Here is a 20226-nt window from a genome sequence, read left to right on the forward strand (position 1 = left end):
GGGGTCGGCCAAATCCTTGACGTGACGCGCTTATGGCGTTCGCTCCCTGAACGGCGAATGACACGATCGGCCACGCTGTGCGAGGGCTTTTACGGTTCATTCACGCTGAATCCGCCAACGTGGGGACGGCGCCTCGTCCTGTGGCGCTCTCGCGGCCTCCGGCGGCCGCCCAGGCTCGGTGATCATGGACCTCGCAACCGGTATCGGGCTCGTCGGCGGCATGGGTGTCGTCTTCACCCTGATCATGATCGACGGTGGCAATTTCGCCGCCTATTTCGACAAGCATGCGGTCATCGTGATCTTCGGCGGCGCCACCGCGGCGACGACGATGCGCTTCCCATTCTCGACCATGCTGCACGGCCTGCCCATGGGTCTGCGCTACGCATTCTCCATGCGGGCGATCAAGCCGCGCGAACTCATCGAGGAGATCACCCGGATCGCCGACGTGGTGCGGAAATCCGGCCCGATGGCCCTCGAGAGCATGGAGATCTCCGATCCGTTCCTGGCGCAGGGCGCACGCTACATCGCCGACGGCTACGACCGTGACTTCATCCGCGACACCATGGAACGCGACCGCGACAATTTCCTCATGCACCTCGACGAGGGCTCGAAGATCTACCGTGCCTTCGGGGATTGCGCGCCGGCCTGGGGCATGATCGGCACGATTCTCGGCATGGTAACCATGTTCGCCAACATGTCCGACCCGTCGAAGCTCGGGCCCGCCATGGCAACCGCGCTGCTCGCCACCCTCTACGGCGCGCTCATCGCCAACATGGTCGCCCTGCCGCTCGCCGACAAACTCCACGTCAAGCTGGAGGAGGAGGACGTGTCGCGCTCGCTCATCATCGACGGCATCCTGCTCATCCGCGACTCGAAGAGCTCGTCCCTCGTGCGCGAGATGCTCATCGCCTACCTGCCGCACAATCACCGCGACGAGGTCGGGGCCGAGCCGGCCTGACGGGCGGAAGGGGCCCAAGGGGCGGGAGGGGGACGAGTCGTGGCCAAGAAGAAGCGCGGCGCGCATGGCGGCCACGGCTGGTTCGTGACCTTCGCCGATCTGATGGCGCTGCTCATGAGTTTCTTCGTGATGATCGCCGCCTACTCGACGCAGGATCAGAAGAAGATGCAGGCGGTGGCCGGCTCCATGCGCGACGCCTTCGGCGTCAACAAGGAGTCGCGCTTCGCCGGCATCATCGAGAAGGACGGCCTGCCCACGGCGAACTTCGTCAAGCACAAGCGCGACATCCCGCCGGAGCAATCCACCGACCACACCAATCCGCCCGATATCGAGGGAACGGCCGAGGACGGCGCGCCCGATACCGGCCTGCCGGAGGCGTTCGGTCTGGCCGCCGCCAGCCTGCGTCAGGCCCTGCAGGACATGCCGGAGATCGCCGAGGCGTCGAAGAACATCATGGTGACCCCGACCGCCAAGGGTCTCGACATCGCCATCGTCGATCAGGACGGCGCCTCGATGTTCCCCGACGGATCGAGCCGGCCCAACGACCGCACCCGGCGCCTGCTGGAACGCCTCGCGCCGACTTTGCGCAAGATGCCCAACCGCATCGCCATCGCGGGCTTCACCGCCTCGGAGCGGCCCGGTGCGCGCGCCGCTGCCCCGCCTTGGGAGCTCTCCGCCAACCGCGCCATCTCCGTGCGTGAGATCCTCGCCGGAAGCGGCGTCCCCGACGACCGTTTCGCCTCGGTGACGGGCAAGGCCGACACCGAGCCGCTGTTTCCCGACAACCCCTATCTGGCCGCCAACCGAAGGGTGACGGTGACGCTTCTTGCGGAGGCGCCGACCATCGCGCGAAAGATGAAGTTTCCCTGACGGGAGCCCTTACTTCGAGACCAGCAGCGCCCAGTAGACCCGGTACTTCGAGTTCGGCGCGTAGGCCGTGGCGATGCCCATGCGCGTGGCCTCGGGCGCCAGCATCACGGCGTTGTGGGCCGGGCTGTCGCGCCAGCCCGAGAACGCTTCCGCCAGGGTGTGATAGCCGGCCGAGAGGTTGGCCCCGGCCGAAGGGTGGCCGAGGCGCTCCATGGCGACGCGCACGGTCTGGGCGCGGCTCGGCCGATCGGCGGCCGCCATGGCGGCGGCCTCCGCCTCGGCGAGCTTCTGCAGTTCCGGGTCGAGCTGGAGTGCCGCGCCGCCCGAGCGGGCACGGTAGGCCGAGATCATGTCGCGGGCGGTCCCGGCGTCGACCTGCGCCGAGGCGGTGGTCATCGGCCAGTACAGGCTGGGCAGGCCCGTGGCGGTCTCCACGGGCTGCTGCGTGGCGCAGCCCGCGAGCGTCAGGCTTCCCATCAGGCCCAACCCTGCACCGATTCCGCGCCGGCTCAAGAATCCTCGCCTCACCCGCTCATCCCTTCGGCATCTCGGTGGCCTGCCGCCCCGCCCCGCCGCTGGCGTCGCCCCTCGGCTCCGACAGCGTGCTGGCGATCCGGCCCATGGCCTCCTGAAACGGTTCCAGCCCCTGCACCACGACATTGCTGGAGGCCGGCCCCATGGCCGGGATCATCCCGACCCCGGATAAGGTCTTGAACACCGCAAAGTTCAAATCGTTCTGCACCTTCAGGCCGAGACTCACGTCGACGATCATGGCGATGAGCTCGAACTCCAGGAACGGGTCGCCGATCTTGCGGAAGACCACCCGGGGGGCGGGTTCCTTCAGGACGTCGGGATGCGCACTGGCGCAGGACACCAGCAACTCGGCGGCGTGAACCGGATCCTGATTGCGCAGGACATTGACGGTGATGGAGACCCGACCGGTGCGGTCGCCCCGGACCCGGTTCTTGACGATGCCGGAAATCAGGTTCGAGTTCGGCACGATGACGGCCGAGCGGTCGAAGGTCTGGATTTCCGTGGAGCGCACGGAGATGCGCTTCACGATGCCCTCGCTGTCGCCGATGAGCACCTGATCGCCGACGCGAATCGGGCGCTCCCACAGGAGCAGCAGGCCCGAGACGAAATTGTTGACGATGGATTGCAGTCCGAAACCGATACCGACGGAGAGGGCGCCGGCCACGATGGTGAGCTTTTCCAGGCTCAGGCCGAGATACGAGAAGGCGAGCGCCAGGGTGAGCAGGAACCCGCAATAGCCCGCGATGGTCGAGATCGAGTTGCGCAGGCCGGCGTCGAGGTCGGTGGCCGGCAGATAGGTGCTCTCGAGCCAGCGCTGGATCGCCCGGGTGACCGCCATGCCGAGCACGAGCAGGCCGATGGCGAGGGCGATGGTGGAGAGCGAGATGGTGACGTCGCCGACCTTGAACCCGAAGAAGGCGCTGCGCACGGAGGTGAACACATCCGTGGAATCGAGGCCCCAGGGAGCGAGGGCCAGGAGGGCCGCGACGAGGATGAGGACGACGCGGGCAAAGCCCGTGGCCAGCACCGCGATCTGGTTCAGGGAGCGCTTGCGCAGGCCGGTATTGGCCTGAAGTGCGGTGGCGATCTTGGTGTCGTCGCGGAGGGTGCCGCCGATGAAGGTGTCGGCGCTGCCGATGAACAGGAACAGCAGCACGAACAGGCTCGCGGTCCACACGAGCTGGTCGATGAGGAAGGTGGCGAACGCGACGTAGCCGAAGAGCGCGGCCGCGCCGATCACCGCCACTGCCGCCCAGCCGAGGAGCCGGGCCGGCCCGCCAATACCCGTGACGGCCTCCGGGGCCACGTAGGGACCGAAGCACGCTTCTTCCTTCTCCGCCGTATCGGCGAACCGGTGCAGACCGATCGCAAGGATGAGGGCCGTGGCGATGGCCCCGATGCCGCGGGTGGCGATGGAGATCGGCAGCGCCGCCGAGATCGCCGAATTCAGGGCCTCGACGGATTTCACCACCGTGATCACCACGGCGATGCTCACCGCCAGGGTGGTGATCCGCGAGGCGGCGGCATCGGTCATCGTCGTGGTGCGCCACGACGGCTTGTCGGGCGACAGCAGGGCGTCGGCCAGGGCTTCGACGAAGGCGATGAAGGCGAGACCGAGGAGGATCGCCCCGGCCACCGGCAGCAGGCGCATGGGCAGGAGATTCGTGACGTCGAGGGCGTAGTAGACCGCATAGCTTCCCACCACCGCCGGCACGGTGCCGAGAAGGAAGACGCGCCAGGCGGCGAGCAACTTCTTGCGCTGGGACGGATCGACGGCCTTGGCGTCGCGCCGCCCGAGGCGCGGGGCGATGTTGCGGCGGCCGAAATACAGGGCGATGGAGATGCCGAAGGCGATCCCGAGGAAGAGGAGGTTGCCGAGGGTGCCGTTGCGGGCGAACAGGTCGGCGGTATCCGCGACGACGTTCTGAAGCGCGCGGAGGTCGCGTGGAATGTCGGCGGCGATCCGCATCCACAGGTCAGGCGTGACGAGGGCGGTGGAGCGCTCGAACAGACCGCGGGTGAAATCGGCGCGGCGCTTGTTGGTGACCTGATCGACGATCTGGTCGCTCTGCACCAGGAGGGATTTCGCCAGCCGCTGGGTCTCGTCGATCTCGGCGACCGCCTGCTCGCGCTCGGTCCGCTCGCGGGCGACGTCCTCGCCTTCCGCCCCTTCCTTGGGCTTGGGTCCGAGCTGGGTCAGGCGCTCGCGGGCCGCCTCCAGGCGCGGGGTGGTGATCTCGATGACATGGCGAATGCGGTCGGCGATGCCATCGACGCCGTCGCGGGCGCGGGTGAGGTCGCCGCTGCCGACGTTCTGGCCGGTCAGGATCTTTTCGCGGTGTTCGAGGTCGTCCTTGGCCTTGTCGAGGGTGTCGCGGACGGTCTTGATCTCTTCCGACACCACGGGCTTCGGCGCCGGGGGTTTCGCGGGGGCCGCGGGCTGAGCGGGCGGTGCGGCGGGTGCCGGATTGGCCGGCGCCGTCTGGGCGGCCGGGGTCGGAGGAGCTGCTGCCTGTCCCAGAACCGTACCGGGGACGAGGGCGGCGAAGCCGAACCACGCCGCCGTCAGAATCCCGGCCCGACGCGTCCCATATCCGTTCCTGACGGGCCTGCGACGCATCCCCTCCGCGGAGGCGCGATGGGCGGTTCGGGCGTTGATGTCCTGCAAGATGCCGTCCTCGGAAGTTTCAGAGCCCCTCGCCGATCCCGCACCGCGCTTCCGCCCGCCGGAAGGAACGGGATCGCACCAGTCGGGCCGGGTCAACGGGATCGGAAGCCGCCGCAATCACCGATCAATGGGGCGAAAGGCTGACGCCGCCTCCGCGCTCACGGCATGGCCCGCGTGCCGGTCGTGGGCAGGACGTCCTGGGGCATGACGCCGGTGGGCATGACGCCCTGTGGGCATGGCGTCGCGCGGGTGCGCCATGACCTTCACAAGCGTGTCACGCTGATATTAGACTAAGCCGCGATGGACTATGCCTTTTCGTATCGGTGCGGGGAGGTGGTGACGGTCGTCCGCGTCGAGGGACGTTGCCACCAGCCGGGCGTTTTCGCCCGATGCGACCGCTTTTGGCAAAAGCCCTCCCCCCATCGCGCCACGCACGCGCCGCTTCGACGGCTTCCCCCGTGCGAGCCCGCCGGTCAGGCGCGCCGGCGAAATTCAAGAAAAATCCTGATCTTTCATCCGACAGGGGCAGCGCGCCGGGCGATTCCCGCGCGTTGTCCCCGTGTCGACCCGCCGAGAGGGGTGCGCCATGCTGGATCTCCAAACGCTCGTGCTGAACGCCGATTACCGGCCGCTGTCGTACAATCCGCTCTCGCTGTGGTCCTGGAAGGACGCCTTCACCGCCCTGTTCCTCGACCGGGTCACCCTGGTGGCGAACTACGATGTCGAGGCGCGTAGCCCGAGCCGGTCCCTGAAAGTACCGAGCGTCGTCGCCCTCAAGAGCTACGTGACCCTGGCGCGCAGCCCGGCCTTCACCCGCTACAACATCTATCTGCGCGACACGTTCTCGTGCCAGTATTGCGGCCTGCGCCTACCGTCGGGCGGCCTCACCTTCGACCACGTCGTGCCGCGCTCGCGCGGGGGCCTGTCGAGTTGGGAGAACGTCGTCGCGGCCTGCTCGCCGTGCAACCTGCGCAAGGCCAACCGTACGCCCGCCGAGGCCGAAATGCCGCTCCTGCACGAGCCGCACCGCCCGACCCGGCACGAGTTGCATCGCCGCCAGCCGGAATTCGACCACCGGCAGTACCACCACACCTGGGTGGACTACCTCTACTGGGATTCCGAACTGGAGAACTGACCCCCTTCAGAACCGGCGCGGCGGCTCGTTGTAGAGCGGCAGGTTGAGGGAGCGCGGCACCCGCGCGACGGGTACGGGAGGGGGCGGCGGCAGGTAGGTGGGATCGCGGTAGGCGACCTCCGGCGGCGGGAGCGGCCGGTGGCGCAGGTCGCCTCTGGCCTGGACCGAAAGGCTCGCGGTAGGAAAGCTGGCCGCGACAAGGACAGCGGTAAGGATGAGCCGGATCATCGTTCGGGCGTTCCGTCCTGCGGTGAAGGCCTCGAGGCACTGACTCGCCCAACCTATCGCTACGAAAGCGAGAGACGGCTCAACAATTCCGCTTTGATGCAGTTTCATCGTGCGTCAGAATTTGACCGCCGCGCCGCCGCGCACGGTGTTCAGGTTGACCTTGTGCCCATTGAAATCATTGAAGAGGACGTACTGATATTCACCGCGAAGGAGAATATTTGACGTCAAGGCATACTCGATGCCACCGCCGAGGGCGATGCCACCAACCACCTTCGTCGTGCTTCTGCCGACAATCATCGGTGCCGCAGGGCGGCTGGCCGCCGGATTCGTCTGGCTGAAGGAGGCATAGCCGAAGTTGTTCACGTAGGCCGGCTGACCCGTAGTGAGGGCCGCGTTTGCCTTGTACGTCGTTTGGTCGTAGCCGTAGTTGCTGATGGAGACGTGATCCACAACTTGAGCTCGCCCGATTGCGAGACCGCCGGTCACGAATGGCAGTAGATTACCCAGAGCCCAGCCGCCACGTGCGCGGATGGTGCCGTAATCCTGGATCGTCGTCGACGCCAGTCCGCTCAAGCTCACCGTTTCGAGGAAGCCATCACCCGTCGTCCGGAAGCGGGAAATGGCATCCGTCGTCGTGCCACCCCGTTCAAAGCGCGTATAGTCCACCTCAAGGCCGACAACGGCCTCGTCGAACTGATAGTTGAAGCCCGCGAAGGCACCATAGCTCCCGCCCCCGACACGCACTGCCTGTGGCGAAAGCAACGTCGAGGCCCCCATGATCGTCTCGGCGGACGTGGCGCGGAGGGCGTTGGCGACGAGCGGCTGGAACGTGTTGGCAAAACCCATTGCGGCCGATGTGTACCCGCCGTGCCCACCAAAGTAGACGCCGTTCCAGTCGATGAGCGGCGCCTCCTGCTCGTAGTCGGGGCCGCGCAGGACGCCGTAATCGAGGTCCGCCGCCTGGGCGCCGGCGACGGCATTCAGGGCGAGGGTCGTCAGGAGAGCGAAAGTCAGGGTCCGCATCGATGTCGTCCTCCAGGCGCCAGCCCGACTGGTCTTTACTGAGCCCGTTGACGAAGGTGTACTTGAGTAACCTTAATGGACCGTTGCTCCACCGTGGACGCGGGCGTCATTCGTAGGGATTCCCGCTGCTCCAGACGGTGGGGAGGCTGTGCCCTCCCGCGAACCCATCCGCGAAGGCGTAGCGCAGGCCGACGCGAACCTCGTTGGCGGCCAGATCCTTCAGGCGACTGCCGAAGCCGTAGGTGTCGAGCCCCGATTTGGCGCGGCCGAGATCGATGTAGCGATAGCTCGCATCCAAGCTGAAGCCGGCCCCGAGGGCGTAGGAAACACCCCCCGTGAGGGACCAGGCGAGGCTGGTGACGGAGCGGTTGGGGCGTGCCACGCCGGGGCGGGCCCCCGTGCCCGCACTCCCGTCGCAGGCGTCGATGAGGCAGGTGGTCTGGGTATAGCCCCGTCGGAACTCCTTCTGGGCGAAGCCGACGCCGCCGCCGATATAGGGGGTCAGACCCCACCAGGTACCGAGATCGGCATAGACGTTGACGAGGCCCGTGAGGACGCCGACGCGGCCGGCCTCGACGTTGTAGCCGGTGGCGAAGTTGGTCCGCGACGAGTACGCGCTGTAATCCGAGGCGCCGCGCTGATCGATGGTGGCGTCCACGCGCAGCCAGTTGTTGACGCGATAGCCGACGCCGCCGCCATAGCCGGGTTCGTGGCTGAGGGTACGCCGGACCAGGGGCGGCATGCCCGGATCGTTGGGATCGGGCAGCGTCGCATCCGTGGGACGCAGGAAGAAGCTTTCGGTGAAATCGGCGCGCAGGTACCACCCGCTGCCGATTTCCACGGGTACCGGCGCCGGCGGCGGAGGCAGCAGATCGGCCCCCCATGCGGGTGCGAGTGCGGGACTGACGGCCAGGCTCAGAGCCGCGATGGCCAGGGTTGAAGCCCGACGCGATGGGCACCGATGTCTCGTCATATCGTCCTCGGAAACCCCGATACTCGGTGGGAACGCCGCTTCGCCTGAGGCCCGTAGCGTTCATCCCATAGTCAGGGAGTATCCACGCGGAAGCTTATGATCGCGTTAAGCTTAAGACAATCCAAGATTAAGACCCCAATCGCATTGCTGAAAATAAAAACGGCGCGAACCCGAAGGTTCGCGCCGCTTCCATCGATGAGACAGCGATCAATACTTACGGATGATCGGCTCGGGCTGGTAATCGGCAATGACCGGTGCGGCGACGACACCGCCGAGCATCCAGCGCATGCCGATGCGCACGTCGTGGGAGGTGACTTCCTTGAGCTTGTACGACGCACCGCCGCAGCCCGGGTCGTTGAAGCAGGTCACCGCGCCGGTGCCGACGTGGCCGAGGTTCATGTAGCGGTAGCCGACTTCGAGCTTGAGGTTGGGCGTGACGCTGTAGCCGAGGCCAGCCATGGCGGCCCAGGCGAGGTTCGTGGTGCGCTTGGTGGCGGCGATGCCGAAGCCACCGGCGGCCGAGCCGGCGCCGGTGTCGTTGAATCCGCTCACCGTGTGGAAAGCCGAACCGACGCCCGCGCCGAGGAACGGGGTCACGCCGTACCACGTGCCGAGATCGACGTAGCCGTTGGCCATCGCGACAACCGTCGACAGGTGACCCTGGTCGAAGTCCAGGCCCTTGGCCGGAACGCCGTTGCCGTAAGGCAGGTCGAACTTCTCGACGAAGGAGAAGCGGCCGCCGCCCCGGTACTCGCCGGTGATGTCACCGCGAAGGAAGCCGTTGAACTGGTAGCCGACGCCGCCACCGGCGAAGAACTGGTCACCCATGCTCTTCTGGTGGATCTCGTAGTCCGGCGGCAGGGACTTGCCCGGGACGGTGGTGACGACCTTCTCGTAGCTCGCGGCGCCCACACCGACATCGCCGCGCAGGTACCAGCCGCCGCCGATCTCGACGGGCGGGGGCAGCGGCTCGGGCGGCAGCGGGGGAAGCAGGTCGGCAGCGTATCCGAGGCAGGGCGCTCCCACGCTCGCAAGGAGCGTGAACGAGCGCGCCAAGGCATTCAGCTTGGAGCGGCGCATGGGATTCAGTCCTTCACTCGACCGTCTGCCGGGAGCGAGAGGCGCCGGCTCGGATGACGATCACACCATCGCCCGAGGGGGTTAAATCGCCCTTAACGTTAAAAGTTATCCTTGCGAGGTCGTTACGGGACGGGTCGACGCCGAGGCCATGTCCCGAAGCACGCGGTGGCCGGTCCCGCGCCGGTGCATCGTCGACGGCACTCGTATAGACGAGGGGCCATGCGCCCCGAAGATGTTCGAGCCCTTGCCCTGTTACTTCCCGAAGTCGTCGAGGCGGCGCATCAGGGACATCCCGACTTTCGCCTCGGCGGCCGTATCTTCGCCACCCTGTGGGTGGAGGAAGAACGGGTCGTGCTCAGGCTCACCCCCGACGATCAGGCGCGGGTCCTCGCGGATGCACCGGACCTGTTCGCCCCGGTTCCGGGCGCGTGGGGTCGACGCGGCTGGACCAGCCTCGACCTGTGGGACGTGGACGAAGCGGCGTTGCGCGCCGTCCTGCTCGCGGCCTGGCGGAACGTCGCGCCGGCCGCCCTGGACGGGGAATGAGCGGTCCGCGTGCGGGTCCGTGACGGCCCCTCGTGCCGCGGGCCGTGCGATGTCCGGGCGTCCTCGTCTTACGACGGCCTTGCCGGTCAGGCCTCGACGGCGCGTTCGCGCAGACGCTGCATCACGGCTTCTGGCGTGGCATAGGCCTCCTGATGCACGGCGCTCCAGTAACGCAGGGCATCGAGTTCGATGGATGCACCCGTCACGGCGCAGCGCACGAAACGGCCGGGCTTGACCACCCGCATGGTGCCGTCGCCATACTCGACCGTCGCCTCGCCCGAAGCGCCCCGTTCAAACCGACCCAGCATCCGTCAAAGCCCCTTCGGCCCACTTGATTTCCGACGCCTTCTAGGAGGCGTGGACGGCCATGTCGATGATCCCTCGACAGGGCTCCGGCATCGGTGCCAATGATCGTGCATGAACCTCGATCTTCAAAGCCTGTTCGACGCCGCGCGGGCCGTGCGCGCCCTGGCTTACGCACCCTATTCGCACTTCACCGTCGGGGCGGCCCTTCGCGACGCCGAGGGCACGGTCCATGCCGGGTGCAACGTCGAGAACGCCGCCTATCCCGTCGGCACCTGCGCCGAGGCCGGGGCCATTGCCGCCATGGTGGCGGGCGGCGGCCGGACCATCCGGGAAATGCTGGTGATGGGGGCCGGCCCCGGCCTCGTCACGCCCTGCGGCGCGTGTCGCCAGCGCATCCGTGAATTCGCCGCGCCCGAGACCGTGATCCATGTGGCCGATGGCGACGGGGTCCTGGCACGCTTCACCCTGGGCGCCCTGCTGCCCGAATCGTTCGGGCCCGAGAATCTGGTGCGTCATGCCTGAGCCCACGCCGCTCATGGCGGCGACCGCCGATCTCCTGCGGGCCAGGGGCCTCGGCGGTCCGTTCGCCTGCGCCATCGTCACCGGCACCGGCCTCGGTGCCATGGTGGAGCGCCTGACGGAGACGCGTTCGGTGCCCTACGGAGAAATCCCCGGCCTCCCGGCGCCGCGCGTCAGCGGCCATGGCGGGCGACTGCATGCCGGCTCGCTCGGGGGACGCCGCGTGCTGGTGTTCGAGGGCCGCGCCCATGCCTACGAGACGGGGGATTCCGGCGTGATGCGGGTGCCGCTCGGCATCGCCCGGGCGCTGGGCGCCCGCGCGCTCCTGCTCACCAACGCCGCCGGGTCGCTCCGCCCCGAGGCCGGTCCGGGCAGCCTCGTGGCCCTCAGCGATCACATCAACCTGTCGGGCTTCAACCCCCTCGTGGGCGAGGCCGGCGACGGACGCTTCGTTCCCATGGTGGGCGCCTACGACGCCGATCTGCGAAGAACCCTCCATGCGGCGGCGCAGGCCTGCGGCGTGGCCCTGCACGAGGGCATCTATGCCTGGTTCTCCGGCCCGAGCTTCGAGACGCCGGCGGAGGTCCGCATGGCCGGCATCCTCGGCGCCGACCTCGTCGGCATGTCCACGGTGCCGGAGACCATCCTGGCCCGCTTCTTCGGCCTGCCCGTTGCGGCCGTCTCCGTCGTCACCAACCTCGCCGCCGGGATCGGCGACGGCGACCCTCACCACGACGAGACCAAGGCCGTGGCGGCGCGCGCCGCCACCGACCTCGCCCGCCTCGCCGAGGCGTTCGTCAGCCTCCTGCCGGAGCCCCGTGCATGACCGAATCCCTCACCGCCCGGCGCGCCCTCCCCCTCCTCGACCTCACCGATCTCGGTGATACGGGCACGGAGGCCGCCATCGAGACCCTGTGCCGAACCGCCCGGGCCAGCGGCGTCGCCGCCGTGTGCGTCTGGCCCCGGTTCGTCGCCCAGTCGGCCCGGCTGCTCGCCGGATCGACGGTGGCCGTCGCCACGGTGGTCAACTTCCCGGCGGGGGGAGAGGACGTCGAACGGGCCGTCCGTGAAACGTGCGCGGCCCTGTGCGACGGCGCTGACGAGATCGATCTGGTCCTGCCCTATGGGGCCCTCCGCGACGGGCGGGCGGAGCCGGCGCACGGCATGGTCGCGGCCGTGCGCGCGGCCTGTGGCCCGGCTTGCCTCAAGGTGATCCTGGAAACGGGCATGCTCCGGTCCCCGGACCTGATCGCGCAGGCGAGCCGCCTCGCCCTCGCCGCCGGCGCCGATATGATCAAGACCTCGACGGGCAAGACGGCCGTCTCGGCGACCCCGGAGGCGGCGGAGATCATGCTCCACGCCATCCGCGACGCGGGCGGGACGCACGGCCTCAAGGTCTCGGGTGGAATCAGGACGGTGGCCGACGCCGCCCTGTATCTCGCCCTCGCCGATCGGATCGTGGGGCCGGACTGGGCAACCCCGAAAACCTTCCGCATCGGCGCGAGCAGCCTGCACGCCGCCCTCGTCGCAGCCCTGGAGACCGCCGCATGAGGCTGCCGCAGGAGACGATCCGGGCCAAGCGCGACGGACGGGAACTCGAGCCTGCAGAGATCGCCGATTTCATCGCCGGTCTCACGGATGGCCGCGTCACCGAGGGACAGGCCGCGGCCTTCGCCATGGCGGTGTTCTTCCGGCGCCTCTCCGTCGGCGAGCGCGTCGCCCTCACCCGGGCGATGACCCGATCCGGCACGGTTCTGACCTGGGACCTGCCCGGGCCGGTTCTCGACAAGCATTCCACGGGTGGCGTCGGCGATGCCGTCAGCCTCGCCCTGGCGCCCATGGTGGCGGCCTGCGGCGGCTACGTTCCGATGATCTCGGGGCGTGGCCTCGGGCACACCGGCGGCACCCTCGACAAGCTGGCCAGCATCCCCGGCTACGACGCCCGTCCGGACCTCGACCGCTTCCGGCGCGTCACCCGGGAGGTCGGCTGCGCCATCATCGGGCAGACGCCGGAGCTCGCCCCGGCCGATGCCCGCCTCTACGCCATCCGCGACGTCACCGGCACGGTGGAATCCCTCGATCTCATCACCGCGTCGATCCTGTCGAAGAAGCTCGCCGCCGGCCTCGACGGCCTCGTCATGGACGTGAAGGTCGGCTCGGGCGCGTTCATGACGGATCCGGACGAGGCGTTCGGCCTCGGCGAGGCCATCGTCGGCGTGGCGGCGGGCGCCGGTCTCAGGACCGTCGCCCTGGTCACCGATATGGATTCCCCCCTCGCCTCGGCCGCCGGCAACGCCCTGGAGGTCGCCTATGTCCTCGACTACCTGACGGGACGCGCGCGGGAGACCGCCTTCCACACCGTCACCCTGGAACTCGGTGCCGAGATGCTGGCGCTCGGCGGCTTGGCCGACGATTTGCCCACGGCCCGCACCCGCCTCGAGAGGGCCCTCGATTCGGGGCGCGCCCTGGAGATCTTCTCGCAGATGGTCGCGGCCCTCGGTGGCCCGGCCGATCTCGCCGACCACCCGGAGCGGTATCTCGCCAAGGCCGACGTCGTGCGACCGGTGCCGGTGGAGTCCGGCTACGTCGCGCGGGTGGCGACCCGCGACATCGGGCTCGCGGTCATCGGCCTCGGCGGTGGACGGACGCGACCGCAGGACGGCATCGATCCGGCCGTCGGATTCACCGGTCTCGCCCGGGCCGGCGATGCGGTCGGTCCCGACCGGCCCCTCGCCGTCATCCACGCCCGCGATGCTGCGGCCGCCGACCGCGCCGAGGCGGCCCTGCGTGCCGCCTATGGCATCGGCCCCGCACCGGGCGCAGCCGACGCGCCGTTGCGGGACCGCATCGCCTGACGGTCAGTACGGATAGTTGCCGCGATATCCGCCACCGCGATGATCGTGGTGGTGATGATGCCCCCAGCCGCGCCGGCCATGGCCGCGATCGTGGTCCCACCCGCGATGACCGCCGCCCCAGCCGCGGTCGTGTCCGCGATGATGATGGTGATGATGGCCGCGGCCATAGCCACGGTCGCCATACCCATCGTGGTCGTGAACGGGGACGACCACGGATGGATGGGGCGATTGCGAAAACGGCATCGCGAGAGCCGCCGTCATTCCGAGACCGGTTGCGACGGCGAGACCGGTGGCAAGAAGGCGAGGGAGCAGCGAAGGGGTGCGAAAAGCCATGACGGTCTTCCGATTGCAGCGGGCCGAGGACACCTCGGCCCAACCAGGAAGACTCTAAGGACCCGGCCGTGAATGCCAGCCGGCGGGCGCGTTCAGCCCGGCGTCAGGGACGGCGATACGCCCAGACGCGGGCCGGAGGCAGGTTGAGCCAGACACGGTTGGAGCGGCTCGCCGTATAGGTGCCGGCATCGCAGCGCTCGGGGATCGGCGGCACCACCGCGTAGGTAAACTGGATGAAGGGTGCGCCGGGATGCATCATCGCATGCGCGGCGTTGAGCAGGCCGAGGCGCTGTTCCAGGGGCTTGGTGAACAGCGGCAGGCTCGAGACCGTCGCGGCGGCCTTCTCCTGCACCAGGGCGCCGAGGGTGGCGGCGATGTCGTAGGCATCGCCCTGCACCACGTTGGCCCGGGGAAAGCGCGTTCGCAGCAGCCGGCAGAAATCCGGATTGTACTCGACGAGGATCAGGCGCTCCTGCTCGATCCCGCGCCGGATCAGGGCCTCGGTCACCGGGCCGGTGCCGGGGCCGAGTTCGATGACCGGCCCGGCCATCCGCGGATCGACGTAGGACGCCATGGTGCGGGCGAGCATCTTGCCCGAGGGCGTCACCGACCCCGTGACGAGGGGCCGCTCGAACCAGGAACGCAGGAAGCGCGCCTCGTCCTCCAAGGGATCGCGCCGCGGATTCAAGGCGCCGGGCGCGGCTTGGAGCTTGGTGCTGGGACGGCGAAGCGGCGGCAAGACCCTATGCCCTCAGATCACGGTTTGGGAAGGAAAGGCTAGACGCCGAAGGCCGGGGACAGTCAAGCTGACATCGGCACTTCGCATGTGGCCCGGCTGCGCGTTCGATCGGGCGATGCCGCCCGGCCACAATCATAACCGGGACCGGCGCGGTTCGATCCCACACGGCGTCATTGCCGGGCGGTGCCGCCGAGGCCGTCGAAGAACTCGCGGACCTTCGAGAAGAAGCCCGCGCTCTCGGGGTGGTTCTCGTCGGAGGCCGACTGGCCGAATTCCTGCAGCAGTTCGCGCTGGCGCTTGGTCAGGTTCTGCGGCGTCTCGACGAAGACCTGGATGTAGAGGTCGCCGACGTCGCGGGCCCGCAGGACCGGCATGCCCTTGCCCTTGATGCGGAATTGCTTGGCCGTCTGGGTGCCGGCCGGAATCTTCACCTGGGTCTGCGAACCGTCGATGACCGGCACGGTGATGTCACCCGAGAGCGCCGCCGTCACCATGTTGATCGGCACCCGGCAGAACAGGTCGGCGCCGTCGCGCTGGAAGAACTCGTGCGGCTTAATCGACAGGAACACGTAGAGGTCACCGGCCGGGCCGCCGCGCAGGCCGGTCTCGCCTTCGCCGGCGAGGCGGATGCGCAGACCGTCATCGACACCCGCCGGCACGTTGATGGAGAGGGTCCGCTCGCGGGTGACCCGTCCCGCGCCCGAGCAGGTGCCGCACGGGTCGTCGATGACCTCGCCGCGGCCGTGACAATTCGGGCAGGTCCGTTCGATGGCGAAGAACCCCTGCGCCGCCCGAACCCGGCCGTAGCCGCCGCAGGTCTGGCACGGGCGCGGTTTCGATCCGGCCTTGGCGCCCGAGCCGGAGCAGGTTTCGCAGGTGACGGCGGTGGCCATCTTGATGGTCTCGGCCTTGCCGGCAAAGGCCTCCTCCAGGGAGATCTCGAGGTTGTAGCGCAGGTCCGCGCCGCGCTCGCGGGTCGAGCCACCGCGCGCCCCGGCCCCGGCCCGGGCGCCCCCCGGCGCCGCGCGACCGTCGCCGAAGAAATTGTCGAAGATGTCCGACATGAAGTCGCCGAACTCGTTGCCGAATCCGGGACCGCCACCGCCCTGCTGGAAGGCGGCATGGCCGAAGCGATCGTAGGCGGCGCGCTTCTGACCATCGGTCAGGGTCTGGTAGGCCTCGTTGACTTCCTTGAACTTGACCTCGGCCTCGGCATTCCCGGGATTGCGATCGGGATGGTAGGTCATGGCGAGCTTGCGGAAGGCGACCTTCATCTCACCGTCGGTCGCGGTCTTGGCGACGCCGAGAATCTCGTAATAGTCCCGCTTCGACATACCCGCCCTCAACGTCCCTCGGTGCAACGACCTCCAGCGAGGACCGCACCGTCATCTCATCAGACATGGCAAGGGGCCGGATCGCTCCGGCCCCTTGTACCCGAAGGGGCGTTATGCCCGCTTCTTCTGGTCCTTGTCATCGACTTCCTGGAAATCGGCGTCGATGACGTCGTCCTTCTTGGCTTCGCCGGCCGGCGCTTCGGTCCCGGCCTCACCGGCCTGGTTGGCCGCGTACATGGCCTCGCCGAGCTTCATCGAGACCTGCATCACGTCGGTGGTGCGGGCCTTGATGGTCTCGACATCCTCGCCGTCGAGGGCCGTGCGGAGCGCCGTGATCGCCGTCTCGATGGCGGCCTTGTCGTCGGCCGAGACCTTGTCGCCGTACTCCTTCACCGACTTCTCGGTGGCGTGCACGAGGCTCTCGCCCTGGTTCTTCACCTCGACGAGCTCGCGGCGCTTCTTGTCCGCCTCGGCGTTGGCCTCGGCGTCCTTCACCATCCGGTCGATGTCGGCGTCCGACAGGCCGCCGGAGGCCTGAATCCGGATCTGGTGCTCCTTGTTCGTTGCCTTGTCCTTGGCCGTCACGTTGACGATGCCGTTGGCGTCGATGTCGAAGGTCACCTCGATCTGCGGCATGCCGCGGGGCGCCGGCGGGATGCCCATGAGGTCGAACTGGCCGAGCATCTTGTTGTCGGCCGCCATCTCGCGCTCACCCTGGAAGACCCGGATGGTGACCGCGTTCTGGTTGTCCTCGGCCGTCGAGAAGGTCTGCGACTTCTTCGTCGGGATCGTGGTGTTGCGGTCGATGAGGCGGGTGAACACACCGCCCAGGGTCTCGATGCCGAGGGACAGGGGGGTCACGTCTAGGAGGAGCACGTCCTTGACGTCGCCCTGCAGCACGCCGGCCTGCACCGCCGCGCCGATGGCCACGACCTCATCCGGGTTGACGCCCTTGTGGGGCTCCTTGCCGAAGAAGGACTTCACCACTTCCTGGATCTTCGGCATGCGGATCATGCCGCCGACGAGCACGACCTCGTCGATCTCGGACGCCGAGACGCCGGCATCCTTGAGGGCCTTGCGGCACGGCTCGATGGTGCGCTGGACGAGATCGTCGACGAGGCTCTCGAACTTGGCCCGCGACAGCTTGAGGGCGAGGTGCTTCGGACCCGACGCGTCGGCCGTGATGTAGGGCAGGTTGATCTCGGTCTGCGTCGCCGACGACAGCTCGATCTTCGCCTTCTCGGCCGCTTCCTTCAGGCGCTGGAGCGCGAGCTTGTCCTTCGTCAGGTCGATGCCCTGCTCGCGCTTGAACTCCGCCGCGAGGTACTCGACCACGCGGTTGTCGAAGTCCTCGCCGCCGAGGAAGGTGTCGCCGTTGGTGGACTTCACCTCGAACACGCCGTCGCCGATCTCGAGGATCGACACGTCGAAGGTGCCGCCGCCGAGATCATACACCGCGATGGTGCCGGCCTTCTTCTTGTCGAGGCCGTAGGCCAGCGCCGCGGCGGTGGGCTCGTTGATGATGCGCAGCACCTCGAGGCCGGCGATCTTGCCGGCATCCTTGGTGGCCTGACGCTGGGCGTCGTTGAAGTAGGCGGGCACCGTGATCACGGCCTGCGTCACCGGCTGGCCGAGATGGGCTTCCGCAGTCTCCTTCATCTTCTGCAGGGTGAAGGCGGAGATCTGCGAAGGCGAATACTTCTTGCCGTCGGCCTCGACCCAGGCATCGCCGTTTTCGCCGCGGACGATCTTGTAGGGCACGAGGCCCTTGTCCTTCTGCGTCATCGGATCGTCGTAGGTGCGGCCGACGAGGCGCTTGATGGCGAAGAACGTGTGTTCCGGATTGGTGACGGCCTGACGCTTGGCCGGCTGGCCGACGAGGCGCTCGCCATCGTCGAGGAAGGCGACGATGGACGGCGTGGTGCGGGCACCTTCCGCGTTCTCGATGACCTTGGGCTGCGAGCCCTCCATCACGGCGACGCAGGAATTGGTGGTGCCGAGGTCGATACCGATAACTTTACCCATGGTGGGATCCCTCTGTTGTCGCTTGGTCAAGCAGACCGCCGAGCCCCGAAGCAGCTCGGCCCATGGCGGTGGAAAAACTGAGATTGTCGAGCGGAACCGGGACCGGACCGAGCGTCGAGAACACTCCAGCTCGGGTCTTAATCCCGCGTCCCGCCGGATATAAGAAGGGGGATGCGGAGCCGCAAGGCGATCCGGCAAAGCACGGGAGCGTATCGGACGGGCCCGCGTTATCCCCTTCTCCCGATTGGCCGATCCCCGTCATGCGAATGGGTTTCGGCCGCGTGCGACCAGGTTCTTGTTGTATCGACGCCACGTTCAAGCCATGGCCCGCATGGTAGGCTGGCGACTGGCCGCGCCTCCATCATGCTCACCGGCCGGAAAGTCTCGATGCCCCCGTTGATCCGCGTCCTCCTCCTGCTGCCGCTCGCCGTCGCGATGCCGAATCCGGCCGGCGCGCAGAACTTCTTCGAGGAGCTGTTCGGGATCGGGCGCGCGGCCAAGCCACCGGTGCCGCCGCGCGGCGTCCCGGGCGGTATGCAGCCCGGTACGCCGCTGGCGCCGCCTCCCGGCGCGCCGGGCGATGCGCCGGCCGCCGAGGCGCCCCGTGCGCCGGCCGCGCCGAAGCAGCCCGTCGTCCTGAAGGCCCCGGCGGAGGACAACGTCATTGGCCAGGAGCTGATGTACAACGGCCTCAGCGGCACCCTGAAACTGGAGAAGGCGGCCGCCGGGACCACGGCGCGCATCACCCTGCCGGGCACCAAGATTTCAGCGCCGAGCGAGAGCTGCACGGTCCCGTGGAACGGCGGCACGCCCGTGGCCCTTACCTCGGAGGGCCGTCCCGACGGTCTGCCCCGCTTCGAGGCGACGGGCGGCGAGTGCCCCCTCCGGTTCGAGGTGGTCGAGGGGGGCGTCCTCGTGACGTCGTTGGGCTCCAGCCGGATCTGCACCGTGACGACGGCCGACTGCGCCACCACTCCGACGGGCCTGTGGGGCCCAGCCGCCGCGACTCTGATCCCCCGTTCCGTCGAGTTCGACGGTGCGCGCGGCACGGCCGACCGGGCGGTGCGCGAGAACTACAAACTGATGACCCAGCGGGCGCGGGGCCAGGATGTTCGCCCCATCGTCACCGAACAGGCGGCGTTCTCCTCCGATCGTGAGCAACTCTGCCGGACCTACGCGCGGGAGGGGGCCCACGGCTTCTGCAACCTGCGTTTCACCGAAGGCCGCGCCCTGGCGCTCGCCACGCGCCTCGGCGTCAACACCGCCGCCGCCCCGACGGCGTCGGCAACCCCGCGCCCGCGCCGCAAGCCGCAGCCGTCCGTCGATGGCATGAACCCGGATGCCGGCGGCGCGACGGGCTTCCCGGATTAGAATTTTCGATGGGTCAGGCGTGACCCGCGCTGACCGACAGCATGGCCGGATCGATGCCGATGCCGCGCAGGGTCCGTTCGTACTTGGACTCCAGGGCCGTGTTGAAGATCAGCTCCGGATCGGCCGGGCAGGTCAGCCAGCCGTTGGCCAGGATCTCGTTCTCGAGCTGTCCGGCCTGCCAGCCGGCATACCCCAACGCCAGGACGGCACTGGCGGGACCCTGGCCGTCGGCGATGGCGCGGAGGATATCGACGGTGGCGGTGAGGCAGATCCCGTCGTCGATGATCAGGGTCGATTGATCGATGTGAAAATCGTCCGTGTGCAGGACGAAGCCGCGCTTGGCGTCCACGGGACCGCCCATGAGCACGGGCATGTGGCCGACCCGCTCGCGCAGCCGGATGGCGTCGGCCTCCTGGGCGATCTCGAGCTGGATCAGGAGATCCGGCATGTCGAGATTCTGGATCGCCTTGTTGAGGATGATGCCCATGGCCCCATCGGCGGAATGGGCGCAGAGGTAGATCACCGAGCGCGCGAATCGTGCATCGGTCAGCCCCGGCATGGCGATGAGGAACTGGCCATCGAGGTAGGCGGGATCGGCCGTCCGGGATCGGGAGGTCTGCATGGCGGCATGCTACGCCCGTCACTGGCCTAGTCCAAGAACCAAACGTCGGGCGGGGCGCGGCATCGCTTTCACGGGAGCGTGTACGGCCCGCGTCCTCGCCTCGACAG

Annotated in this window: 21 protein-coding genes; 9 read left to right on the top strand and 12 right to left on the bottom strand. The window is 68.3% G+C overall.

The genetic code is table 11. From position 1 onward, the window contains the following. Positions 1-184 precede the first annotated feature (184 nt). Both ASF28_RS00560 and ASF28_RS00565 read left to right on the top strand, forming a co-directional pair. On the top strand, positions 185-958 hold the full coding sequence (locus ASF28_RS00560) for a motility protein A (protein WP_056086226.1): 774 nt from the start codon (positions 185-187) through the stop codon (positions 956-958). Positions 959-997: 39 nt separating this feature from the next. Further along, complete coding sequence (locus tag ASF28_RS00565) at positions 998-1828, top strand: OmpA/MotB family protein (RefSeq protein WP_056086229.1); 831 nt, start codon at positions 998-1000, stop codon at positions 1826-1828. Between the two features lie 9 nt (positions 1829-1837). Here the strand turns inward: ASF28_RS00565 and ASF28_RS00570 are convergent, their stop codons facing one another. Next, complete coding sequence (locus ASF28_RS00570; RefSeq protein WP_082476102.1) at positions 1838-2305, bottom strand: CAP domain-containing protein; 468 nt, start codon at positions 2303-2305, stop codon at positions 1838-1840. Positions 2306-2360: 55 nt separating this feature from the next. Beyond that, positions 2361-4982, bottom strand: coding sequence for a DUF3772 domain-containing protein (locus ASF28_RS00575; protein ID WP_082476103.1), 2622 nt, complete (start codon positions 4980-4982; stop codon positions 2361-2363). Between the two features lie 634 nt (positions 4983-5616). Between ASF28_RS00575 and ASF28_RS00580 the strand changes: the two genes are divergently transcribed. Next, positions 5617-6165 (top strand): HNH endonuclease, encoded by a 549-nt coding sequence (locus tag ASF28_RS00580; RefSeq protein ID WP_056086232.1) that lies wholly within the window; start codon positions 5617-5619, stop codon positions 6163-6165. A 6-nt stretch (positions 6166-6171) separates the two neighbouring features. On the opposite strand, the gene ASF28_RS00585 is transcribed toward ASF28_RS00580, so the two are convergent. From ASF28_RS00585 to ASF28_RS00600, 4 genes are all read right to left on the bottom strand, one after another. Further along, on the bottom strand, positions 6172-6393 hold the full coding sequence (locus ASF28_RS00585; protein ID WP_056086235.1) for a hypothetical protein: 222 nt from the start codon (positions 6391-6393) through the stop codon (positions 6172-6174). A 114-nt stretch (positions 6394-6507) separates the two neighbouring features. Then, positions 6508-7416 (bottom strand): outer membrane protein, encoded by a 909-nt coding sequence (locus tag ASF28_RS00590; protein WP_056086238.1) that lies wholly within the window; start codon positions 7414-7416, stop codon positions 6508-6510. A 106-nt stretch (positions 7417-7522) separates the two neighbouring features. Next, positions 7523-8389 (bottom strand): outer membrane protein, encoded by an 867-nt coding sequence (locus ASF28_RS00595; RefSeq protein WP_056086240.1) that lies wholly within the window; start codon positions 8387-8389, stop codon positions 7523-7525. Positions 8390-8596: 207 nt separating this feature from the next. After that, positions 8597-9469: an outer membrane protein gene (locus ASF28_RS00600; protein ID WP_056086243.1), complete on the bottom strand. Its 873-nt coding sequence runs from the start codon at positions 9467-9469 to the stop codon at positions 8597-8599. A 219-nt stretch (positions 9470-9688) separates the two neighbouring features. On the opposite strand from ASF28_RS00600, the gene ASF28_RS00605 reads away from it, so the two are divergent. Next, positions 9689-10015: an MmcQ/YjbR family DNA-binding protein gene (locus tag ASF28_RS00605; RefSeq protein ID WP_056086246.1), complete on the top strand. Its 327-nt coding sequence runs from the start codon at positions 9689-9691 to the stop codon at positions 10013-10015. Positions 10016-10101: 86 nt separating this feature from the next. On the opposite strand, the gene ASF28_RS00610 is transcribed toward ASF28_RS00605, so the two are convergent. Next, positions 10102-10323 (bottom strand): DUF2093 domain-containing protein, encoded by a 222-nt coding sequence (locus tag ASF28_RS00610; protein ID WP_056086250.1) that lies wholly within the window; start codon positions 10321-10323, stop codon positions 10102-10104. A 109-nt stretch (positions 10324-10432) separates the two neighbouring features. On the opposite strand from ASF28_RS00610, the gene cdd reads away from it, so the two are divergent. The 4 genes from cdd to deoA are packed head-to-tail and all read left to right on the top strand — an operon-like array spanning position 10433 to position 13695. Further along, a complete protein-coding gene (gene cdd / locus ASF28_RS00615; protein WP_056086253.1) occupies positions 10433-10843 on the top strand; it encodes a cytidine deaminase in 411 nt (136 codons plus the stop codon). Further along, positions 10836-11666: a purine-nucleoside phosphorylase gene (locus ASF28_RS00620; RefSeq protein WP_082475931.1), complete on the top strand. Its 831-nt coding sequence runs from the start codon at positions 10836-10838 to the stop codon at positions 11664-11666. The genes cdd and ASF28_RS00620 overlap by 8 nt, the downstream gene beginning before the upstream one ends. Continuing rightward, positions 11663-12391: a deoxyribose-phosphate aldolase gene (deoC, locus tag ASF28_RS00625; protein WP_056086260.1), complete on the top strand. Its 729-nt coding sequence runs from the start codon at positions 11663-11665 to the stop codon at positions 12389-12391. Before ASF28_RS00620 ends, deoC begins: the two co-directional genes overlap by 4 nt. Continuing rightward, a complete protein-coding gene (deoA, locus tag ASF28_RS00630) occupies positions 12388-13695 on the top strand; it encodes a thymidine phosphorylase (RefSeq protein ID WP_056086262.1) in 1308 nt (435 codons plus the stop codon). Before deoC ends, deoA begins: the two co-directional genes overlap by 4 nt. A 3-nt stretch (positions 13696-13698) precedes the next feature. Here the strand turns inward: deoA and ASF28_RS22130 are convergent, their stop codons facing one another. The 4 genes from ASF28_RS22130 to dnaK all read right to left on the bottom strand — a co-directional run bounded on the left by ASF28_RS22130 (position 13699) and on the right by dnaK (position 18126). Continuing rightward, positions 13699-14028: a hypothetical protein gene (locus tag ASF28_RS22130; protein WP_157085256.1), complete on the bottom strand. Its 330-nt coding sequence runs from the start codon at positions 14026-14028 to the stop codon at positions 13699-13701. 103 nt (positions 14029-14131) lie between these two features. Then, positions 14132-14767 carry a class I SAM-dependent methyltransferase gene (locus ASF28_RS00640; protein ID WP_056086268.1) on the bottom strand — a complete coding sequence of 212 codons (636 nt, stop codon included), beginning with the start codon at positions 14765-14767 and terminating at the stop codon, positions 14132-14134. 170 nt (positions 14768-14937) lie between these two features. Then, complete coding sequence (dnaJ, locus tag ASF28_RS00645) at positions 14938-16101, bottom strand: molecular chaperone DnaJ (protein ID WP_056086271.1); 1164 nt, start codon at positions 16099-16101, stop codon at positions 14938-14940. A 111-nt stretch (positions 16102-16212) separates the two neighbouring features. After that, entirely contained in the window at positions 16213-18126 is a 1914-nt protein-coding gene (gene dnaK, locus ASF28_RS00650; protein WP_056086275.1) for a molecular chaperone DnaK, read from the bottom strand. A 387-nt stretch (positions 18127-18513) separates the two neighbouring features. Here dnaK and ASF28_RS00655 point away from each other — a divergent pair, with 387 nt between their 5' ends. Then, a complete protein-coding gene (locus ASF28_RS00655) occupies positions 18514-19497 on the top strand; it encodes a hypothetical protein (protein WP_056086278.1) in 984 nt (327 codons plus the stop codon). A 13-nt stretch (positions 19498-19510) separates the two neighbouring features. Here the strand turns inward: ASF28_RS00655 and ASF28_RS00660 are convergent, their stop codons facing one another. Next, complete coding sequence (locus ASF28_RS00660; RefSeq protein ID WP_056086281.1) at positions 19511-20119, bottom strand: YqgE/AlgH family protein; 609 nt, start codon at positions 20117-20119, stop codon at positions 19511-19513. Positions 20120-20226 lie beyond the last annotated feature (107 nt).

The sequence above is a fragment of the Methylobacterium sp. Leaf99 genome, from assembly GCF_001422375.1.
Lineage (GTDB): Bacteria > Pseudomonadota > Alphaproteobacteria > Rhizobiales > Beijerinckiaceae > Methylobacterium.